The organism is Actinomyces sp. oral taxon 897 (assembly GCF_002999235.1).
Lineage (GTDB): Bacteria > Actinomycetota > Actinomycetes > Actinomycetales > Actinomycetaceae > Actinomyces.
Map to the genome: position 1 here is coordinate 2,700,986 of NZ_CP027236.1, position 19,123 is coordinate 2,720,108.

The window sequence follows — 19,123 nt, forward strand, 5'->3', positions numbered from 1 at the left end:
CCCGGTCCAGTCTACCATGACCTCGGGCTTGACCGCAGGCGCCCCCTGCGGGAACTCGTGAGACCTGCAAGAACTGGCGCAGTCTGGGAGCTGCCGTGGGCTGCGCTATTTTGTTGGGACGTAGCAGGTGGTTCGTGCGTCCGCTCCCGTTCCCGTAACGGCTAGCAGGCAGTTCCGGATCTTCTTGTCAGGCATGTATGATGTGTTGGTGCGAATGAGGCAGGCCGATTGGCCGACATTGTCCTCGAGAGGCGACTGCGACTTGAAGTACTTCCTGGTCTCGCCGGTGGCGGCGGACACAAAGGACGTGTCCCCGTAAACGTAGCCCTTGTTGTAGCTGGTCAGCACGCCTGAGCCGTCTGACAGGAAGGCGAAGCCGTGCATGTAGGCATTCAGCGGGCGGTAGACGCCTGGTTTCAGGTCGGGGCCTCGGTGCCCGTCCTCGTCCCTGAGGCTGAATGTGGATTGGTCCCCGCCGTCGACGAGCGCGGCACCGTTCTCCGCGACGACTGCCGTTATGCCTGTGAGCTCAGTCAGTGAGCGTCGGATCACATTCAGGGAGGGGGTGCCGTCGAAAGCGATTCTCTCGCAGTCACCGAGCTGCTGCTCCCACTGCGACGCCCCCGTGAAGCTGAAGGCACGGGCGGTCACGGTCTCCGATCTTGAGAAGGTTCCGGTGACGGTGACAATGCCGTCCGAGGCCAGGATCACGCCGTCCGATGACGGCAGCTCCGCCGCCACCTTCCCCGTAGCGGTACTAATGATTCGTGGGGTGCCGGCCCAGCTGTCTGGGCTCGTAAAGTCGCCTTCACCTCGTTCTCTTCCCTTGCGGAGCTCTGGATCCCTGTTCTTCTGGTAGCCTATGAGGATGTCCGGCTGCATTGGGTCAAAGAATGCATTCCAATAGGAGTCGGCCGTGCTCCAGAGCGTCCCGCCCTGACGGTCAACAGCGGTAATGGGCCCGACGGCATTGTTGCCCGGGTCCGTAGGCGGTCTTTTCAGGAGGAGAGCTGTGTTGTCGTCGATCGCCCCCAGGAACCGGCACGAGGACCTTTGCCAGGGGACGGGGGTGACGTCTCCGCTCCGGGGATCGACAATCCTGTCCTTCCATATTGGTGAGTCGCCCCACCAGGACTCATACGCACTGAACTCGCCGGGATCCAGGCTCTGGGTCTCCCATGGTGGGATGCTGGCCTTGACGGGAGTGCCGATGCCGGACTCACTGATCGGGTACACGCGGTACCAATCATCTGAGATGACAAAGGTAATGTCGCCCTTGGCCGAGACGCTACCCGCCAGGCCCTCTACCGTCCAAGCCGATGTGACGCCTCGGGCGAAGTCTGGCGACAAGGCGGACACGGAGAACACCCTGTACTCTTCCGGGGGGCTCTGTGGCTCCCCTGAGGAGGCCGGTTCCTCTGAGGGGTTCTGCGCTTCCCCCGCGGGGTCGTGGTGTTCTTCCGATCTGAAGTGGGACACGCCCCAGGCTCCCAGGCCACCGAGGGCGGCCAGGCCCAGGGCGCCCGCGGTCAGAGGCAGGAGCCCGGTAAAGGCACGTCGGGACAGGCCCTGGGGGTGTGTGGTCCCCGGGGTCTGGTTGCTGGTGGTGGTCGGGGTGCTGGTGTCTGTGGTGGGTGCTGGGTAGGGGGTGGTCTGGGCCTGGTCGCCTTGCGGGGTCGTGGTCCCCGCGGTGGCCGGGTCCGCAGCCGAGGCCGGGTTGGTGGCTGGGGCCAGACTGGTGGCCGGGCCGGTGGTTGGGGCCGGGGTGTTGGCGGGGGCCAGCCCCGCGGCCGGGGCCTGGTTGCCAGCGGCCGGGGCCGGGCTGCCGGTGGTGGTGGCCTGGTACTGGTCTATCCACTGGTGGAGGGCGGGGTAGCAGTGGGGGTGGGCGGCAATAGCCGGGTGCAGGTCAGGGCGGGTTGCGGCTATACGAGCCAGCTCGGCGGCGGGGGTGCGCGGGTTACCCAAAGCCTCGGCATCAGGGTCCCGGGATGACGTGGAGGCACTCACCGATGGGATCTCAGTCACGGGTAGGAGGGTAGCCCAGACGCCATACGCGCCACCGTCCCCTAAGGAACAGGTTCCTGCCTCAGATGCACTGCCTTGATGCCTTTCTATCTCGGAAACGTACCTTAGTCATTGAGAACGTACGTTAGATAGTCTCTAGGGTACGTCCCTGGCGGTTAAGGTACGTCCCCGGCAATGGCCAGCCGGAGTCGGGCGCTCCGGTTGACAAGATAGCCCGTTCGGTCACGTCTGGTTCCCTCCGAATAGGAATCCGTCCGAGAGGCGGACTGAGAACGGTGCGGGGTGCCAGTCCGCGTCGCTGACACCAGTTATGCGGTCTCCGTCTACCGTCTTGACGGAGAAGCCGTCAACGGCTATCTGAGACGTCTGCCATGCCAGTCCCGATTTCCCTACCGCCACGATATCGCAGTATGTTATCAGCACAAGAAGCTCGCGACTGATAACAGGAATCGCCTCACGGACCATTCCCCTGGTCTCGGTCAGCTCGGTGAACGACAGCGGCTCGCGCACGTCGCCCACGTACGTGGTCCCACGTTCTATGACGCACAGCTGATGCCAGCCTGGTGTAGGCAGCAGGGCCGACATGAGGGCCACTCCGGGTTCCGGGGAGTGGAAGCCTACCGAGTACTCGACTCCAAGGCCAGGAAAGATTCCCACACTCGTCTGGTAGCACCCGTACTCACCTCCTACCTCATAGTCGTTCCCGCCGGAGGGGAGGTCTATATACGCCGCACGGTACGCGCTATCGAAGGCGGGATGCAAAGTCATGGGCAGGTTCCTCATGTACGTGTGAAGTGTTCCCGAGGTGGCTATATGATAGCGTGCCGTAACCTCGGCCGTGCTGAAGGGCTCCGGGTCAAAGCTGGTGGCGTTGAGCTTGACCTCAGGATCCTGGGTGGGGGTGTCCGTGCCGTGGTGCTGCGGTTCAGGCTGGCAGCAGCCTACGGTACAATCGTGCGGGACGTGTCATTCGTGCAGCTGGGCTGGTGCAGTTGGGTCATGACGGCCTCCTGGTCGATGCCTCGTGAGACCGTGGCCGCTAGCTGGTCTCGGAGTAGGCGATAATGGTGGCGTCGGTGTCCCAGGTGGGTAGGTTGTCCTCAATGATCTCCTCGGAGACTCCGTCTGGGGGTCCGTAGAGGGGGAGTGGGTCTATTATGTGGGGGACGTTCAGGAGGAAGAACTGGAGCCTGGGTGAGATAAAGCTGAAGTACCAGTCGCCGACGTACTCGACCGAGATCTCGAGCTGTATCCCGTCCTCCAGTCTTTTCATCCTGTTGCATCCCATGGGGCTCCCTATCGGTGAGGGAGGTCGTGCATTGGGGTGCTGGGGGAAGGCCAGGTCGTGGAAGCTGCGTCCGACCAGAAGCGCCGCGTTGCTCTCAAAATACCAGTCCGCGCTCCTCATGTCGAGGAGGACCATAATCTCCAGGCGACGCACGTCGATCAGGAGGTCCAGGATACCCGCACCCGACAGGGCGCAGTCGCACACGAGCGGGTCCTCCTCACCGAGAGAGGACAACGACGGCAGGGCATCAGTACCCGTCACCCTCGGCAACTGCCTGATCTTTACCATCTTTCATCAACCGTTCTGGCCTGTCGGGTACTGGCCTGCATCACGTTCAATATGCCAGGCTGGATCCGCCTTTGAGACCAGTCTCTTGTTCCTATGGTTAGCTGTTCTCATCGTGAATGTACCCGTCGGGGTACGAGTAGTTCGGATCCGGTTCTGTCGTGGGACCCGTGACGCGCACCCCTACCGTGCTTGCGTGAGGCCCCGGCGTGTCCCAGGGCAGTGAGAGGACCTGCCTTCTACTGTTGTTTGTGTTTGTCTTGGTGCTGGTTGTGTTCGTGGGGTAGGAGGCCGGGTGGGTTGTCTCGCAGGAGGGGGTCGGTGCTGGTGCCCAGGAGGTGGTCGACGGCGTGCAGTGCCTCCAGCTCGTGGGGGCTGACGGTGGCGCCGCACTCGTGGAGCTGGGTGCACAGGACGGTCAGGGCCGTGATCCACTCCCCGTTGCCCAGGAGGTGGAGCACGACGGCGAAGCCCTCGTGGGGCAGGTCCCGGTTCCTGGCGACCTGCAGCATGAGGTTGCGCGCCCGCCGCCCGGTGGCGGACTGGTCGATGAGGACGCGGTTGCCGCTGACCACCACGCCCAGGACCTTAGAGGGAGAAATCGTCTACGCATTCTAGTCAAAAAGTACCCGGCTAGCGCCAGCCAGATTAGCGGCGAAAAGATACCCTAATACGGCCCAAATGGTCGGGCTGGGTGGAGGTGCACGCTCTCCTGCACCTGGCCGACGTCCTCCCCTCTGCCCGTTGGGGTGGTGGGTTGGGGGAGGACGTCGTGGTGTCTGGGTGGTCTCGTGTGGGTATGGGTTGGGGGTGGTGTGGTGTCTGGGTGGGTCTGCCTGGTGTGTCAGGCGCCGCCTCCGGCGCTCATGATGTTCTGGGCGATCGTCTGGAGCTGGCTGCGCAGCTGCTCGAGCTCCTGCTTGGCCTTGTCCAGGGCCGCCTTGGTCTCCGGCCAGGTGGTGGAGCGGAAGGTGTCGGCCAGGGGCCCGTCCCAGACCGAGGGGTCGGACAGGGTCTGTCCCTCGTTGTTGAGGGCCGTGATCTGGTCGGTGAAGCCCTGGTTGATGATCGACTGCAGCTTGGCGATCGAGGTCTTGGCCTGCTCGGTTGACAGGACGCGTCCGGACATGACTTACCTCCGTGTCTGGGTTGTCGTGTGCCACCAGCCAGGAGGACCACTGCCGCTCAACCGGTGGCCTGGCCCAGACGTTACCATCCTGAGACCGTCATGGGAACACCCTGGCACGAACCACTCCCCAGGACACCGCCCAGGACCGCCCGGGACGCCGCCCGAGACCACCCGCCCACGCGGCCTGACCAGCACAGACACCCAGGCCAGGGCGGGCCGTCCCGGTAACGATCAGGACCTTTGATGACGGCCCGGCGCCAGCTGGCCCCCACCCCGGGCCGTTACCGGCCCTGCCGGTGGGGGTGGACGCGCGGTCCGGGCGGCGTCGATGAAGGTCTTGACGTACCGGCCTGCCGGTGGGGGTGGACGGCACGGCCGCGTCCTGGGATCCGGGTGCTCCCCTACCCGTGCTATGCGCCCTGGGTCGGGTGGTCCGGGTTGTGGAGGGTCTGCATGAGGTTGTTGATCGACGTCGGGGAGAGTCGCCTCGTGTTGGTGGCCTCCTGCCACACGCCCTCGAAGAGGCTGGCGCTGGTGTAGCGGGCGGTGAGCTCGTCCTGGTCGTTGATCTCCTGGAGGGTGGGGGTTTCCGTGATATCGACCAGTGCCTCACCTGATTCTGACTGGCAGACCGTCGTCTCTGTCCTGTCGTCGCGGAAGACGTCGATTATCCGCTCCAGGTAGCGGCCGTCATCGATCTGACCCATGACGATAAAGGGTTCCTCAGGGTTGTCGTTTCTCCAGTCTGAGAGTATGTACTGGCTCATTCGTGTCTCCTGTGGTCGTGGTGCCTGTGTCTCCTGCGCGTGTCCTGCCGGGTGGGTGGGTTACCGGGGCGTGTGGGGTGGTCGGGCCGCCCGGGCCTGCCAGATCGTGGCCACTGGGGTTACTGGTGTGCTGTGTGGGGTAGTCCCTGGTGGTGCGTGGTGGGGAGGGTGAGGTGCCAGGTGGAGTAGAGGCCGTCGGTGAACACCTCGAGGGTCCACCCGTTGCTGAGGGTGATCCTGATGTCGGTGTCCTGGGCGCCGGTGGTCTCGAACCGCAGGGGACTGGTGCCCGTCAGCCTGCCTATGGCGCTGCTGTCCTCCAGGTCGGAGGAGGTGACGGGCTCGTTGTCCTGGTCCAGCAGCCTCCAGGGGGCTATGGTCCGCAGGGACCGGGATCCGGCGACCACCTCCGTGCAGGGGCCGTACGCGGTGTCGTCGTCGTCCTCCACCGCCCCCTGGGGGGCGGTGCGTCCCTGCCAGAAGGCCGCCCTGGGCAGGGAGTCACGGATACCGGTAATGGTCGCCCCCTCCCGCGGGACCTGGGCCAGGGGCCTCCAGGACCGGCGTGAGGAGCCCAGGCGGACGACGCCCTCGGGCACCTTGAAGCCGGGTGGTGCGTCCGGGCCCTCCCTGCCGTTGATACTGAGGATCCAGGCGTCGACGAAGAAGGTGTCGAGGGCCTCGATCACCGTGCCGTCCGACAGCTCCACCCTGAGGTCACCCTCCGGGGTGGCGTCGTAGCAGGTCACCCCCACCACGTCCAGGCCGACCAGGCGACCGAGCACCCCCCGGTAGCGCCCCGGGTCCCACAGGTCCGTGGTACCCAGCACCACCCTCCCGTCCCCGTCCAGCACCCGGACCAGGGTCTCCGGTGAGAAGTTCCAGTTCTCGCCCCCCATCCAGATAAAACAACCAGCTATACTCTCAATCCTGCTCACCCGCAGAGGCGGCAGAGAACCCAGCCAGCGCGCGTACACGTCAGCCCACGTAGCATCCTCACCCATGACACCCTCCCTGTACGGAAACCGATTCCACCACCATAATAGCTCTTCGCCGCTAAGGATTCGACTGGAGATGCAGCATGCAGCGCCTTCCCGGTTCTTCCGGGAACTGGGGCTGCACTCGTTCTGTGTCCCTGTGTGGATTCAGTCTTCCTCGGGTCCTGTTCCGTGCCCGTCTCGGCCTTACGACCTCAGCGAGGTGGGTCGCTAATAAGTCGGCGTCGCCTATTCTGGGGTCGTGGGTGGGTGTGTCTTGTTTCCTGTGCCTGTCTGGTTGGGGGGTGGCCTGAGGGTGACGGTCCTGCCCGGGACGCCCTTCCTGGGCCGGTAGCCGTGACGCATTCCTTCTGCCATGAACTTCCTGACTTGGTCCAGGGGTATGTCCAGGAAGGTTTTGCGGTGGCTGAGTCGCAGGGTTCCGTCTGGCCAGACCCCCAGGCGGCGGACCCGGATGGGCTGCCCCACACTGGGGTGGAAGTCGGTGGAGAAGAACATGCGGTCGGCCTCGACCAGGGACCACATGACCGTGCCGGTCTCTCCTGAGGCCAGGAGGCGGACGTCGAAGCCTCGGTCGTGCAGGGCCGTGATCACGCCGTGCTCCGTGTCGCTCAGGCCGGCAGGCCACTCGTACATGTGCCTGCGGACCACCTCCTCGGGCTCGGACCAGCCGTTGAGCGCGGTCTGGAAGGAGACCAGGCGCAGCTCCCCACCAGGACGCGCCTCCATACGACGCACCCGGATACGGTCCCCCACATCCGGCCAGTACTCCGGGTTACGACGCATGTAACTGTCGTGACTCTGCATCCTGTCCAGCATGCCGACCTCGCCCGAGGCCTCCAGACGCACATTCAGGCCGTACGGACGGTGCGCCACCACCACCCCCCACTCCACCGGACCCAGACCCATGTCCTCAACCCTACCCACAACCACTCACTCCTTCCCCAACAGACCCTACAGGACGCCACACACCGACCGCGGGAACGCCGCGTTACCGGCAGGGAACGCCTGCCGCGCCCGTTATTCCGCTTCTGCAGGACAGCGTCGTCAGTGGTCTCAGGCTGGCGTGCCGGGCGTGGGTACGTGTCGGCAGAAGGCCTCCATGCGGTTGAACACCTCGAACAGACCCCGGTTCCAGTGCAGTTCCGCGGCCCACCAGCCAGTCGGGACGTTCACATCAGAGGATCTGCTCATTGCGGTTCTCCTTAAAGGGCTCGTGCTCCTGCCTGCGTACTCGCCTGGCTACTATCGCGAGTGTCCTGCCCCTGGGAGCAGGGGGAGTGAGGCCGATTCTTATGGTATTTCTACGTGGCGTCAGCCCTGTCCCTGGGGGCAGGCGGTGGCGAGTTCAGGTCTTGTTCTGTTCCTGCTGTTCCTGTTGTTCTTCTTGTTGTCTCTTTCTGGCCCAGTGGGGGAGGAGTCTGGGGTCGTCTAGTGGTATGTCTGTCCCGATGGCCATGCCTGGTGGTGGGGGTGGGGGTGGTGGTCCTGGTGGTGGGTCGTAGTCGGTGCGGTTGGGTGGGTCGCCCCCTCTTACGAAGCAGGCGCGGTGGCTGAGCCGTAGGGTGCCGTCTGGCCATACCCCCAGGCGGCAGACCCGGATGGGCTGCCCCACAACGGGGTGGAAGTCGATTTTGAACACCTTCCGGTCGGCCTCGACCAGGGACCACATGACCGTGCCGGTCTCACCCGAGGCCAGGAGGAGCACGTCAAAGCCCCGCTCGTGTACGGCGGTGATCACGCCCCACTCGGCCAGTCTCAGGCCTGAGGGCCACCCCGTCTTGCGTCTGCGGACCACCTCCTTGGGTGACCAGTCGATAGCCGCCTGCTGGGCTGTCAGGCGCAGCTCCCCGCTGGGGCGCACCTCCATACGACGCACCCGGATACGGTCCCCCACGTCCGGCCAGTACTCCTCATTAGTCCGTATAGTGCTGTCGTTGACCCACGCCCTCTCGACCGTGCCTACCTCACCCGAGGAGTCCAGGAACACGTCCAGCCCGTACGGCCAGTGCGCCACCACCGTCCCCCACTCCACCGGACCCAGGCCTACGTCCTCAGGCCTGTCCACAGCTAATCACCCCTTCCCCGACGGATTCTACAGGATGCCGCACGCTGACTGCGGGATTCTGCGTTACTAGCTGGCTGTCGTGCCTGGACACGTTCAGGACGGTGTCGTCAGTGGTCTCAAGCTGGTGTGCCGGGTGTGCGTCGGTGGAAGGGCTTCATGTGGCTGAGCAGGCCGTACTGTGTCAGTATTCTGGCCTCGTAGGTGGGGTTCCAGGTCCTGGTGAGTAGTCCTTCTGGGGTGGTGGTGATCTCTATGCTGCACGGTCTGTTGGGGTGTCCGTGCGCGTGGAGGTCGAGTAGGTTCGATACCTGTATGCGTAGGCGTAGGGCGTTGTTGCCTCGGGCGGCCCACCTGGCAGGGAGGGGGTTGGGGGCGTCGGCCAGCTCCACTATCAGGTGGATGCTCTCGGGGATGTGGGAGAAGCAGGTGCGTAGGCACAGCGCTCCCCCCAGGGAGGCGGGGCGGCGGTTGAACACCTCGAACAGGCCCCGGCACCGCGAGAGGCCCGCGGCCCACCAGTCACCCGGGATACCCGCGTCAGATGACCTACCCATTATGTCCTCCTTAATGAATGCTCCGGTCCGGGCGCTAGCCGGGCCGTCTAGTAGGGGTTGTAGCCGTAGGCCTCGTAGTGGTCCAGTAGGCAGGTGCGGGCGCGTACGCGGATACTGTGCCCCTGGCGGGCCAGGCGCAGCTGGACGTGGTCGTCGCCCGTACCTCCCAGGTGGATCCCGTCGGGGCCCGTCCCGGTCCCGGTCTCGGTGGTGCCTGTGACCTCCACGTCCCCGCGGAGGGACAGGAAGAGGTCGATCATGCCGCAGCCCGGCCGCCAGCGGGCGGGCGGGTTGACGGGGACCTGGATAATACTCAGGCGCGCCCCGACTGTTCCCGTGGTGTGGTCCACGTCGATCATGTTGCCAATCAGGTTGGACGCGCACGGCCCCTGGGGCCCGTACATCTCGTAGACGACACCCCCACCCTCTATGACCGCATAGTCCACGCTAGCCGACGCCATCAATCCTGTCCCAGACATTGCCCCAGTCTCCGAACCCATACCAAGAACCCCCTCCACCATACCAGTATCCAGGTCATGCGGTGGCCGGACGCTGAAGCGCGGCCCCTGCCCCGCCCAGGAGTACCTTTCCCCACCCCGGCTGGCGCCCCAGGGGGGGTCAGGCGACAGGGACCCGGTCACCACACTTCAGTACCGGGTGGGTTCAGCAGGTCTTCGCTGTTACGACCGCACGGTCGGCTCCGGCACTGGGCGTGTCGTGGTCTTCGCGGCCGACCGCAGTTTTACGCCGTGCGGTTGTACAGCGACCTGGTGATGGTGCACGTGCGGGCCTCGACGTCCAGTGACAGGGACTGGCCGCGCATGACGAACCTGACGAGATCACCGTCGCGCGAGGTGGTCAGCTCTATGCGTACTGGCTCAAACGGTCTTGGTGTCCCGGACCAGTGAAGCTGTTCTATGTCGTCGACGTCGAGCTGTACGCGGTCTGTTGCGAGGCGCTCCGCGCAGGCGCGAGGAAGCCAGTAGTCGTGCCCCTGGTCGAGCCAGACACCGACCTGGGTGAACCCCGCCCCTGTGGAAAGAATCAGGTAGTCCAAGGTCGCGGGAGTATGGGTGAAGCTCGTGGGACTCAGGCGCGGCAGGGTACCGGGCATTGTGCTCCTCCTCCAGGAATCTGTTACCTTAAGAATACTCAGCGCGCGGCCCGTGCCAGCGCCTCACTCGAGCCAGTGGGGCGAGCAGCCGACGACCGCGACCGACCCGCATACGACGACCAGCTGGAGCCTGCTCTGACCGAGGCGGATCTCGTACCCCGACCCCGTGACCGGGGTCCTCATCGTAATTATTGTAGAGGCGTCCGGATCACGGTCCCGCGTGACACGTGAGTCCACCGCCGACACCTGTGCGAACTCAAGCCGGACGGTCACGGCGTTGTAGCTCCTCGCCGGGGTGTCGCTCTCGTTGCCGCATCCGGGTCCTATAGAGTACTCGAGGTTCATCCCTAGTACCGCTCGCACGGAGTTAAAGTCCACGCCCAGGAGGCCCTTGTATACCAGTCCCCGCTCGGAGTCGAACAGGTCCTCAGGAGACCTGACACCGAGGACCTCAGCCAGCCACGAGGCATCCATCCCTAGGCGCCTCCCGTTCGCGTCCGAGACGACTCCTCGCCTGCCCCGGCACCTGCCACCATCTGCTTCCTTCTTACGTGGGCTGACACCGCGCTCAGGAAGCAGTCCTTACCTGACAACGACCTTCTCAGGTCGTTCACGCTGGAGATGAGGAAAGAGCTGCGAGGAGGTCTCACGGAGACGGTCTCGAGCAGTCTGCGCCGCCTGGCGACGTCGACCTCCAGCCTCACGGACAGGTCCACGACTCCCTGCAGGACCCTCTCGTCGGTGCACGACTCCGCGACACGGTAGAAGCAGGGCAGGTGGTTGCAGATCACCTTGGTACAGCGCTCGTCAATCGTGTTGTCCCCGAGCATCTGCTCTGACTGCGCTGGGAACCCGTGGGCGATCTCGACGAGCAGGTCGAACCCGCACCTGAGGCCGTGGACCGTCGAGCACCCGTCGCAGATCCTGTCTGACACGACCAGGGCGGTGGGTTCCGCCGCCTGGTACAGCTCGCGCTGGAAGAACGCGTTCCCCTCTATCCTCCAGTACGCGCTATCAGCGTCGTCGTCATCCTCCGCCCCCATCATCTCGTCAATTGCCGACGGCAGGTCGCAGGGGTCACCCAGCGCACGCAGGTTGGACCAGTCAGTACTGTCACCCGTCACCCCAGGCACCTCCTTTCTGACCCTTGACGCCCGGCGGGAACTGCGACTTGTCAAATCTGGTCTGACACCTTACGCAGGGGTCAACCCCTTTTCCCGTCCTTGGTCTAACAGGTTCGACAAACCTAATATCTTTCCTGGTCAAATCGGGATCGACATCCTCTTTTAATCTGTAGTAAGCGTCGTCCTCTGCGCATCCAAACTTTGGCTCGCCGTTTTTTGTCGGTCCAAGTTCTTCTCGACTTCCGCTCCTTCCTACTCTGATGTCCTCTACCCCATGACCAGGAACGTAGGCTGCAACAACTGTGGCAGGCCGGCTATTAGATGAAAAAGATGCGGCATACTCATCCCGTAGTTGCCGGGCTGCGTCACGCAGTTCATCCTCGTCTGGCCCGCATCCGCCTGCGGGTGTTGTGTTGTGTACGAGTATTGCTTGTTTGGTGGTGGTGTGGACGTGGTAGTTGTGGGTGTGGCGTATGGTGAGGTTGTGGACGGTGGTGGTGTGTCCGGTGGCCTGGACGGAGACGACGTGGACGGGGGCGTGGTCGGGGGTGGTGAGGGTGTCGCCGGCCCTGAGGTGGCCGGCGGGGACGTAGCCGCGTCCGGCCACGTGGACGGGGTGGGTGGCGGTGGTGGTGACGGTGCCGCTGGTGGTGGTCAGGCGTATGGTGGGCACGCGCGCGTGGGTGTGGGTGCGGTCCACGGTGGCGGCCACCAGGCGGCCGGTGGCGGGGTCGCGGGAGGCCACCCGGTCCCCGGGGCGCACGTCCTTGATGGGCCTGGTGGTGCCGTCGGCCATGAGCACGGGGGTGGTGGGGGTGAAGCACCCGTAGCGGGCGGTGCCGGTGGCCTTCTCCAGGGCCGCGCTGCTGGCCCCGTCCAGGGCGCCGTCGAGGGCGCCCCCGCCCACGGCGCGGGCCAGGCCCCCGACCGTGACGGGCTCGCCGCTGGTCAGGTACTCCAGGCCGCTGCTCACCCCGTTCTCGGCGGCGCCCTCGGCGGCCCCGGAGAGCAGGTTGCGTCCCAGGCAGGAGCGCATGCCCCGCGTGGCGCGGTCCACCGCGGCCACGGCCCCGCCCCCGGCCAGGGACGAGGCCGCCCCGATGGCCCCGTCCACGGCGACCTGGCCCCAGTCCACCCGCCCCGTGGTCATCTTCTGGGTCCCGGCCGACATGCCCGCGCTGGTCAGGGCCCCGCTGATCACGGCCGCCCCCACCGGCCCGCCCACGCCGGTGCACATCACCGCCACCCCGGCCACCACCAGAGCCCCGGCGGCCAGGTACTCCCAGTTGCCGGCCAGCCAGGAGCCGGCCGCCCCCAGGGCGGCGCCCAGGGCACCATGGCTGGCCTGCTGGTAGGCCCTCAGGTCGGCCTCGCTGACCGGGGACAGGCCCGTGGGGTCACCCGCCCCCACCGGGTCCCCTCCCGCGTAGGAGTACCGCGCCCCGGCCCACCCCACCCCGGCCGGGGCCCCCAGGGGGTCAGGCGACAGGAACCCGGCCACCACCGGGTCGTACGCCCGCGCCCCCAGCAGACCCAGGCCGGCCACCACCAGGCCCCCCGAGGCCGACACACCCACACCACCAGGACCAGCACCACCCGGACCGGCCGGGCCAGCCGGGCCAGGCGCGCCGGCACCACCCGGCCCAGCACCACCCGGACCGGCGGGGCCAGGACCACCGGCACCGACGCCGGCGGGGACCCAGGGGGCGGGCCCGGCCACGCCCACCACACCGCCCAGCCCCCACACGCCACCAGCACCAGCACCGGCTGGCCCGGGACCACCGGCACCACCAGCACCAGCAGCGGGACCACCAGCACCACCGGCACCGGTAGGTGCCGCGGGCCCACCGGCACCGGTGGGGACGGCCGGGCCAGCCGGGCCGGTGGCGCCACCGGTACCGGCGGTGGCCCACTGCCCCGCCAGGGCGGTGGGCCCGTCGGTGTCGGGCACCAGCCAGGCCGTCCCCTCCTCCCCGCCGGTCAGGGCCGTCGCGGTCAGGGCGTCGGTGACCACCCTGGTACCTACCTGGGCCAGGGCCGGCAGCACGGCGGCGCTGTCCCAGAACACGTCCACGCCCCCCACACGGGCCGTCTCCCCGCCGGGATCGGTGACCAGCTCCTGACGACGCGCCCACAGGCGGTCACCCCGGCGCACCACGTCCGTGACCGAGGCCAGCTCACCCCTGGGCCCCCAGGACAGGCGCCGTTCCCCGCCCGGACCCGCCTGACGGGTACGCCGCCCCGCCGCGTCATAGGAGTAGGTGGTGACCGCACCCCCCACACGGGCGGTCACCAGCTGGCCCGCCGCGTCGTAGTCGTAGACTGTGGACGCCCCGTCCTCGACCCTGCGCACCAGACGCCCCGCCGCGTCCCAGGCCCAGGAGCAGGCCGTCCCCTCACTCGTGACGGCCCCCACCAGACGCCCCGCCGCGTCGTAGTCGTAGTCCGTACGCGCCCCGTCACGCACCTCGGCCACCACGCGCCCACCCGCGTCACGCTCCACGCCCGTCTCCTGGACCAGGCCGTGGCGGTCCACCCGGTGGCCCACCACGAACCCGTCCTCCCACCGCCAGCGGGCCTCCAGACCCGGGCCGCGCACACCCACCACGCGCCCCACCGGGTCACGCTCCACGTCCACCCGCCCCAGACCCTCCTGCTCCAGGACGGCCAGACGGTTGTTGGCGTCATAGGAGTACCTGGTCACCACCCCGTCAGGCCTGCGCATACCAGTACGCCGCCCCGCCACGTCATAGGTGTAGGACACCCCCACCCCGTCACGCAGACGCGAGACCAGACGCCCACAGGCGTCCCACGTCCAGGACACCGACCCGCCGGGCCCGTCCGCGCTCATGGTCCGGGCCGCAGGATCCCGCCTGAGACGGGCCAGCAGGTCCCCGTCAGCCCGGACCTCCTCCAGGCGTCCGGCCGTGTTGTAGGCCCACTCCAGCACCCGGCCCGTGGCCTCTGCCCGGCGTACCGGGCGCCCGGAGGCGTCCCAGGACCAGGAGGTGGTGCGTCCCAGCGGGTCGGTGTCCGCTACCAGGCGCCCCATGGCGTCCCAGGAGCGGGTGGTCCTGTTGCCGGCCGGGTCTGTCACCGCCACCTGGTAGGACAGGGCGTCGTACTCGTAGCGGGTCACCCCGCCCGCACCGTCCACGGCCGCCACCAGCTGGCCGGCCGCGTCGTAGCGCAGACGCCGCGTCCCGTGCCAGGGGTCCTGGATGGTGGTGATGCGCCCGCACTTGTCGTAGCTGAAACGCACCACCCCACGCCCCGGGGTACGCCGCTCCACAATCCGCCCCGCGGCGTCAAAGCGGGTGGACACCCGGCCGCCGTCGGGCCAGATCTCGCCGACCAAGCGCGAGTCGGCGTCGTAGAGGATCTCGTAGCGGTCCCCGCCGGTGGACACGGTCGCCGACCACCGGCCGCACCGGTCGTACTCGTAGCGGTAGACGCCCCCCGTAGGCTGGGTGACCGCTACCGCCCGGCCAGCGGCGTCACGCTCGTAGCGGGTGACCGCGCCGGTGGCGTCCACGGCCTCAACCACGCGCCCGCACCGGTCGTAGCGCACCGTCTGCTCGGTGCCGTCAGGCCCGGTGACGGCCACGACCCGCCCCAGGCGGTCGCAGCGGGCCTCCAGGTCCTCGCCCCCGTCGTGCACGGCCACGACCTCGCCCAGGGGGCCGCGCTCCACGTTGCGGCGCACGCCCGTGGGGTCCTGGGTGGCGGACACCAGGCCGTCGGCCCCGTAGCTGATCGACCACTGCCCGCCCGCGGCGTCCTTGACGTGCGTCAGGTGGGACAGGGCGTCGTAGCCCAGCTTCCACGTGGAGCCGTCCGGCAGCCTCATGCCGGCCAGGTTGCCCAGGTCGTCGTACCACTGGCCCACCACCCGGCCCAGGGGGTCGGTCGTCGTCTCGACCTGCCCGTCCTGCCCCCAGGACACCGTGGTGCGCCCGCCCATGGGGTCGACCCGGGCCGACATGCGCCCCGCGGCGGTGTACTCAAAGCTCCACCGGCCCCCCGTGGGGTCCGTGCGGGTGGCCAGCAGCCCCGTGTCCGGGTCGTACCGGTACTCGGTACGGTTCCCCAGAGGGGTGACGGCCGCCACCACCCGGCCTGCGGCGTCACGCTCCAGGCGCGCCACGGCCCCCTCGGCGTTGGTGACGGCCACCAGCTCACCGAAGTCGTCGTAGGCGAAGTCCACACCCACCCCGGTGGGATCCACCACCCGGGCCAGCAGGCCCCCCGGACCCCACAACAGTCGGGTGACCCCGCCCTCAGGATCCACCACACGACAGGGCTGCCGGGCCGGGCCCTCGTAGACGAACCGGGTCACGGCCTCCACCCCGGCCCCACCGGCCCCGTCGTCGGCACCGGTGACGGTGGCGGACACCAGGCGGTCGAGCTCGTCCCACTCCCAGGCCTGGCGCGCCCCCGAGGGCAGACGACGCAGGACTATGCGGCCCCGATCGTCGAAGACGCACGCCGTGGCCTGCCCGTCCCGGGTACGCACCATGACCTTGTTGCCCCACCGGTCGTACCCCATGGACTGGCGCCGCCCCTGGGCGTCCACGACCCCCACCAGGCGGCCGCGCCGGTCGTGGATCCAGGTGTTGCCCCTCGAACCGTCCTCGTCGCTGGTGGCCGTCACCCCGCCAGCCAGGTAGGAGTAGCGGGTGGTACGCCCGAACGGGGAGCGCTGCGTGGTCACGCGCCCCGTCTGGTCGAACGTGTTAGTCACCTCCACCACGCCGTCAGCGTCCACGACCTGGGCCAGCAGGCTCGCCTCGTCCCACCGGTAGGTCCGTGACCCCACCGGGCGCACCACCCCCACCAGGCGCCCAACCTCGTCGTAGTCGTAGACCACGCGGCGCCCGTCCGAGGAGACGGCCCCCACCACGCGGCCGCCCTCCCAGGACAGGTCCACGAACCGGCCCCGCTCGTGGGTCAGGCGCACCAGGCGCTCACCCTCCCAGGACAGGGTCACGCCCGTCCCCGGCCCCGCGCCCGCGTGCACCACCCGGCCCACAGAGTCAATGCGCCACCGCAGGCCCCACGAGGAGGAGACCACGTAGCCCCCACTCTGCGCGACGTCCTCATCACCGTCCGGGCGGGCACTGTCCGGGCGGGCCCCGCCGGGACCGTCAGCCTGGTCAGCACCGTCCTGGCTGGCACCGTCCTGGCCGGCCGGGGCGCGCTCCAGCCACAGGCTCTCGCCCTCGGCCCGCCCCCAGCCCTGCCCGGCGCGGGGGAAGACCACCACGCGCCCGTCGGGCAGCGTCAGCCGGGCGGCGTCCCCGGTAAGGACCAGGCCCACCTCGGCCCACGAGGACCAGCCCCGCCCGAAGGCACCCACCACCGGGTTCAACGAGCTGTAGGAGCGCGTCCACGCCAGGGACCCGCTCGCCCCGGCGAAGCCCAGATCCTCCTCGACCTCCAGGAAGGCGCCCGTACTGGTGTTGACCGGGTCGTCGCTGTAGCCCGTGGTGGGCGGGGACCCGTAGGCCGTGGGCGGGTCGATCACGATGTCCGCACGCTGGCTGGACACGCCCGCACCGGCCAGGACCGCCTCCACGGCACTGTCCGGCAGGGCGGACACCTCACCGCTGCCTCCCGCGTCCTCAAAGGCCTGTCCCACGGTCTGGGCCCACTTGGCATCCTCTTCGTTGGCCAGCAGCCACTGCCGGTAGCCTGACAGCACGCTCGAGGCGTCCAGGGTGGCCCACGAGCAGGAGGTGGCGAAGTCCAGGCAGTAGCCCTCGAGCTGCCCCGGGACCGCCCTTAGCGCCTCGTCGGCCGCCCGCGACTTCGTGGCGAAGTCCTTCAGGTCACCGGGTCTGGCCGACGACGTCCCGTTCGAGTTCCCCACGCTCCCCGGCTGGGGCGTCTGACGTGCCTGGGGTGCACCCGCGGTCACCGACTCCGAGGGTCCCTCGTCGTCGTCGGCGATCTCCTTGTAGGGCGGTTCCTCACCTCCACCTACGCGGTCCAAGGTCCTCTCCCAGAAACCGCGCTTTGCACGCCGCTCGGCCCACTCCCGCGCGGCCCGACGCCGTGCGTTCTCCGCACGGGCCTTGGCCGTCACGGCCTCGACCTTCGTGGCCACCAGATCCAGGTTACGTACGATCTCGTCCAGGTCAGACAGCTGAGTGGTCCCGTTGGTCCTAAAGACCACCGAGAAGTGCCCCTTGAAGTCCTTACGGGCATTAAGTCGGTAACTAGCCCGCTCAGGGTGCTGGTCCCGCAGGTTACGGGCTGCCAGACGGAACATCGCGGCCAGGGAGTTCGCCACACTGAAGTCGTAGGCGACGTCAGGCATTCCCTTGAGGTTGTCAAGGTTTGCGTCATTGACCTCCACGGACCGCCTCACCTCCCTGCCTGATCATGTCCCTGCCCGGTCGCGGCCGTAACCGTTCTGTGACCAGGAACATACCGCACATCCTGTAGCGCCAACAGGGGCAGCCCACACCTGTTCACCCACAGCAGAATAAGGGTGGTCGTAGCTGCCCGTCGGTCCTGGTAGGCCCGCTGGCCCGGGTGGTTCTGGGGCCCCGCTGGCCCAGTTGGTGCTGGTGGTGCGGGTGTGCTGGCTGCCGGGGCCTGGTGGTGGCCGGCCTGCTGGGGATGCGGGCGTACGACCCGGCGGTGGTCGGGCTCCTCGTCGCCCCGCACAGGACATACTGATAACGGCAAGGTGGAGGGAACCCTTGACCACTACGGATTCGGAGACTGGAGCAATGTCACCTGGAACAGACCCGACGGCGTCGGCTAGTGACGTGGACTACGCGGTCATAGAGGGCGGGGAAGTCGTCTACGAGATGTATGGGCCCCAGGGCCCGTGCGCGTCCAACCTGATCGGCGACGAGCTCATCATCTACCACAGCACGGGCACTCTGAAAGTGTGCCTGAGTATTGTCCAGACTCCCGTCAACCCGCCCGCCTGCTGGAGACCGGGCTGCGACATGATCTGCCTGTTCCTGTCCCTCCACGGGGACGTGGAGGTAGCGGGCACCACCAGGGCCGGGGCTGGCCCCGACGAGGTCTACCTGGGGGCCCTAGGCGACGACCACGTCGAGCTGCGCCTGGCCCGCCAGGGACACAGCATCCGCGTACGCGCCCGCACCTGCCTACTGGACTACTACGAGGCCTACGGCTACAACCCCTACTAGACACCAGCCCGACTAGCAGACGGACAGGACGACAGCCCCGACGTCGGGCCCACCGCACCCTCCAATCCGAGCACACGGGCAGGAGCACGAGACCTTAATTAGGGAGGACATAATGGGTAGGTCATCTGACGTGGGTATCCCGACTGGCTGGTGGGCCGCGGGCCTCTCGGGGTGCCGGGGGCTGTTCGAGGTGTTCAACCGCCGCCCGGCCTCCCTGGAGGGGGCGGTGTGCCTGCGTGTCCGCTTCGTCAACTTTGACGACGTCCGCCTGGTTGTGGAGCTGGCCGACGCCCCCGACCCCCTCCCGGCCAGGTGGGCCGCCCGGGGCAACAACGCCCTGCGCCTGCGCATGCAGCTAGCGGACGTGCTCGACCTCCACGTCCGCGGGCACCTTACTGGTGGGCTGTGCAGCATAGAGGTCACCACCACCCCAGAGGGAGTACTCACCAGGACCTGGAACCCCGCCTACGAGGCCAGGATACTGTCACACTACGCCTCACTCAACCACATGGAACCCTTCCACCGCAGCGCACCCGGCACACCAGGTAGGGAGGAGGGAGGATCCTGGGATGGGTGGTGACTACGGGGTTGAGTGG

17 protein-coding genes and 1 pseudogene are annotated in these 19,123 nt (G+C 67.6%); 2 read left to right on the forward strand and 16 right to left on the reverse strand.

Annotation, left to right across the window (positions count from 1 at the left end; translation table 11 throughout):
* Positions 1-105: 105 nt before the first annotated feature.
* The 16 genes and pseudogenes from C3V41_RS10645 to C3V41_RS14280 form a co-directional block, all read right to left on the reverse strand.
* Positions 106-1,479: a hypothetical protein gene (locus tag C3V41_RS10645; RefSeq protein WP_129591578.1), complete on the reverse strand. Its 1,374-nt coding sequence runs from the start codon at positions 1,477-1,479 to the stop codon at positions 106-108.
* Positions 1,480-1,896: 417 nt separating this feature from the next.
* Positions 1,897-2,028: pseudogene (locus C3V41_RS14530) on the reverse strand (variant leucine-rich repeat-containing protein); the annotation flags it as partial.
* A 222-nt stretch (positions 2,029-2,250) separates the two neighbouring features.
* Complete coding sequence (locus C3V41_RS10650; RefSeq protein WP_106110234.1) at positions 2,251-2,796, reverse strand: hypothetical protein; 546 nt, start codon at positions 2,794-2,796, stop codon at positions 2,251-2,253.
* A 271-nt stretch (positions 2,797-3,067) separates the two neighbouring features.
* Positions 3,068-3,577, reverse strand: a complete 510-nt coding sequence (locus C3V41_RS10655) for a hypothetical protein (protein ID WP_165271637.1) — start codon at positions 3,575-3,577, stop codon at positions 3,068-3,070.
* Between the two features lie 263 nt (positions 3,578-3,840).
* Positions 3,841-4,179, reverse strand: coding sequence for a hypothetical protein (locus C3V41_RS10660; RefSeq protein ID WP_106110236.1), 339 nt, complete (start codon positions 4,177-4,179; stop codon positions 3,841-3,843).
* Between the two features lie 266 nt (positions 4,180-4,445).
* The gene (locus C3V41_RS10665) at positions 4,446-4,730 is read right to left on the reverse strand and encodes a pyrophosphorylase (protein WP_106110237.1); all 285 of its coding nucleotides are present in this window, start codon (positions 4,728-4,730) and stop codon (positions 4,446-4,448) included.
* Between the two features lie 410 nt (positions 4,731-5,140).
* Complete coding sequence (locus tag C3V41_RS10670; protein WP_106110238.1) at positions 5,141-5,497, reverse strand: DUF6881 domain-containing protein; 357 nt, start codon at positions 5,495-5,497, stop codon at positions 5,141-5,143.
* 119 nt (positions 5,498-5,616) lie between these two features.
* On the reverse strand, positions 5,617-6,435 hold the full coding sequence (locus tag C3V41_RS10675) for a hypothetical protein (protein ID WP_165271638.1): 819 nt from the start codon (positions 6,433-6,435) through the stop codon (positions 5,617-5,619).
* A gap of 288 nt (positions 6,436-6,723) precedes the next feature.
* Entirely contained in the window at positions 6,724-7,404 is a 681-nt protein-coding gene (locus C3V41_RS10685) for a hypothetical protein (RefSeq protein ID WP_106110241.1), read from the reverse strand.
* A gap of 439 nt (positions 7,405-7,843) precedes the next feature.
* Positions 7,844-8,563 (reverse strand): hypothetical protein, encoded by a 720-nt coding sequence (locus C3V41_RS10690; protein WP_129591581.1) that lies wholly within the window; start codon positions 8,561-8,563, stop codon positions 7,844-7,846.
* A 116-nt stretch (positions 8,564-8,679) separates the two neighbouring features.
* Entirely contained in the window at positions 8,680-9,117 is a 438-nt protein-coding gene (locus tag C3V41_RS12930) for a hypothetical protein (RefSeq protein ID WP_129591582.1), read from the reverse strand.
* A gap of 47 nt (positions 9,118-9,164) precedes the next feature.
* The gene (locus C3V41_RS10695) at positions 9,165-9,578 is read right to left on the reverse strand and encodes a hypothetical protein (protein WP_129591583.1); all 414 of its coding nucleotides are present in this window, start codon (positions 9,576-9,578) and stop codon (positions 9,165-9,167) included.
* Between the two features lie 281 nt (positions 9,579-9,859).
* Positions 9,860-10,231, reverse strand: coding sequence for a hypothetical protein (locus tag C3V41_RS10700; RefSeq protein WP_106110244.1), 372 nt, complete (start codon positions 10,229-10,231; stop codon positions 9,860-9,862).
* A gap of 63 nt (positions 10,232-10,294) precedes the next feature.
* A complete protein-coding gene (locus C3V41_RS10705; RefSeq protein WP_106110245.1) occupies positions 10,295-10,705 on the reverse strand; it encodes a hypothetical protein in 411 nt (136 codons plus the stop codon).
* Positions 10,706-10,707: 2 nt separating this feature from the next.
* Positions 10,708-11,355 carry a hypothetical protein gene (locus C3V41_RS10710; RefSeq protein WP_106110246.1) on the reverse strand — a complete coding sequence of 216 codons (648 nt, stop codon included), beginning with the start codon at positions 11,353-11,355 and terminating at the stop codon, positions 10,708-10,710.
* Positions 11,345-17,716: a DUF6531 domain-containing protein gene (locus C3V41_RS14280; RefSeq protein WP_106110247.1), complete on the reverse strand. Its 6,372-nt coding sequence runs from the start codon at positions 17,714-17,716 to the stop codon at positions 11,345-11,347. Before C3V41_RS14280 ends, C3V41_RS10710 begins: the two co-directional genes overlap by 11 nt.
* A gap of 379 nt (positions 17,717-18,095) precedes the next feature.
* Here C3V41_RS14280 and C3V41_RS10720 point away from each other — a divergent pair, with 379 nt between their 5' ends.
* A complete protein-coding gene (locus C3V41_RS10720; protein ID WP_129591584.1) occupies positions 18,096-18,527 on the forward strand; it encodes a hypothetical protein in 432 nt (143 codons plus the stop codon).
* A 130-nt stretch (positions 18,528-18,657) separates the two neighbouring features.
* Positions 18,658-19,107 carry a hypothetical protein gene (locus tag C3V41_RS10725; RefSeq protein ID WP_106110249.1) on the forward strand — a complete coding sequence of 150 codons (450 nt, stop codon included), beginning with the start codon at positions 18,658-18,660 and terminating at the stop codon, positions 19,105-19,107.
* Positions 19,108-19,123 lie beyond the last annotated feature (16 nt).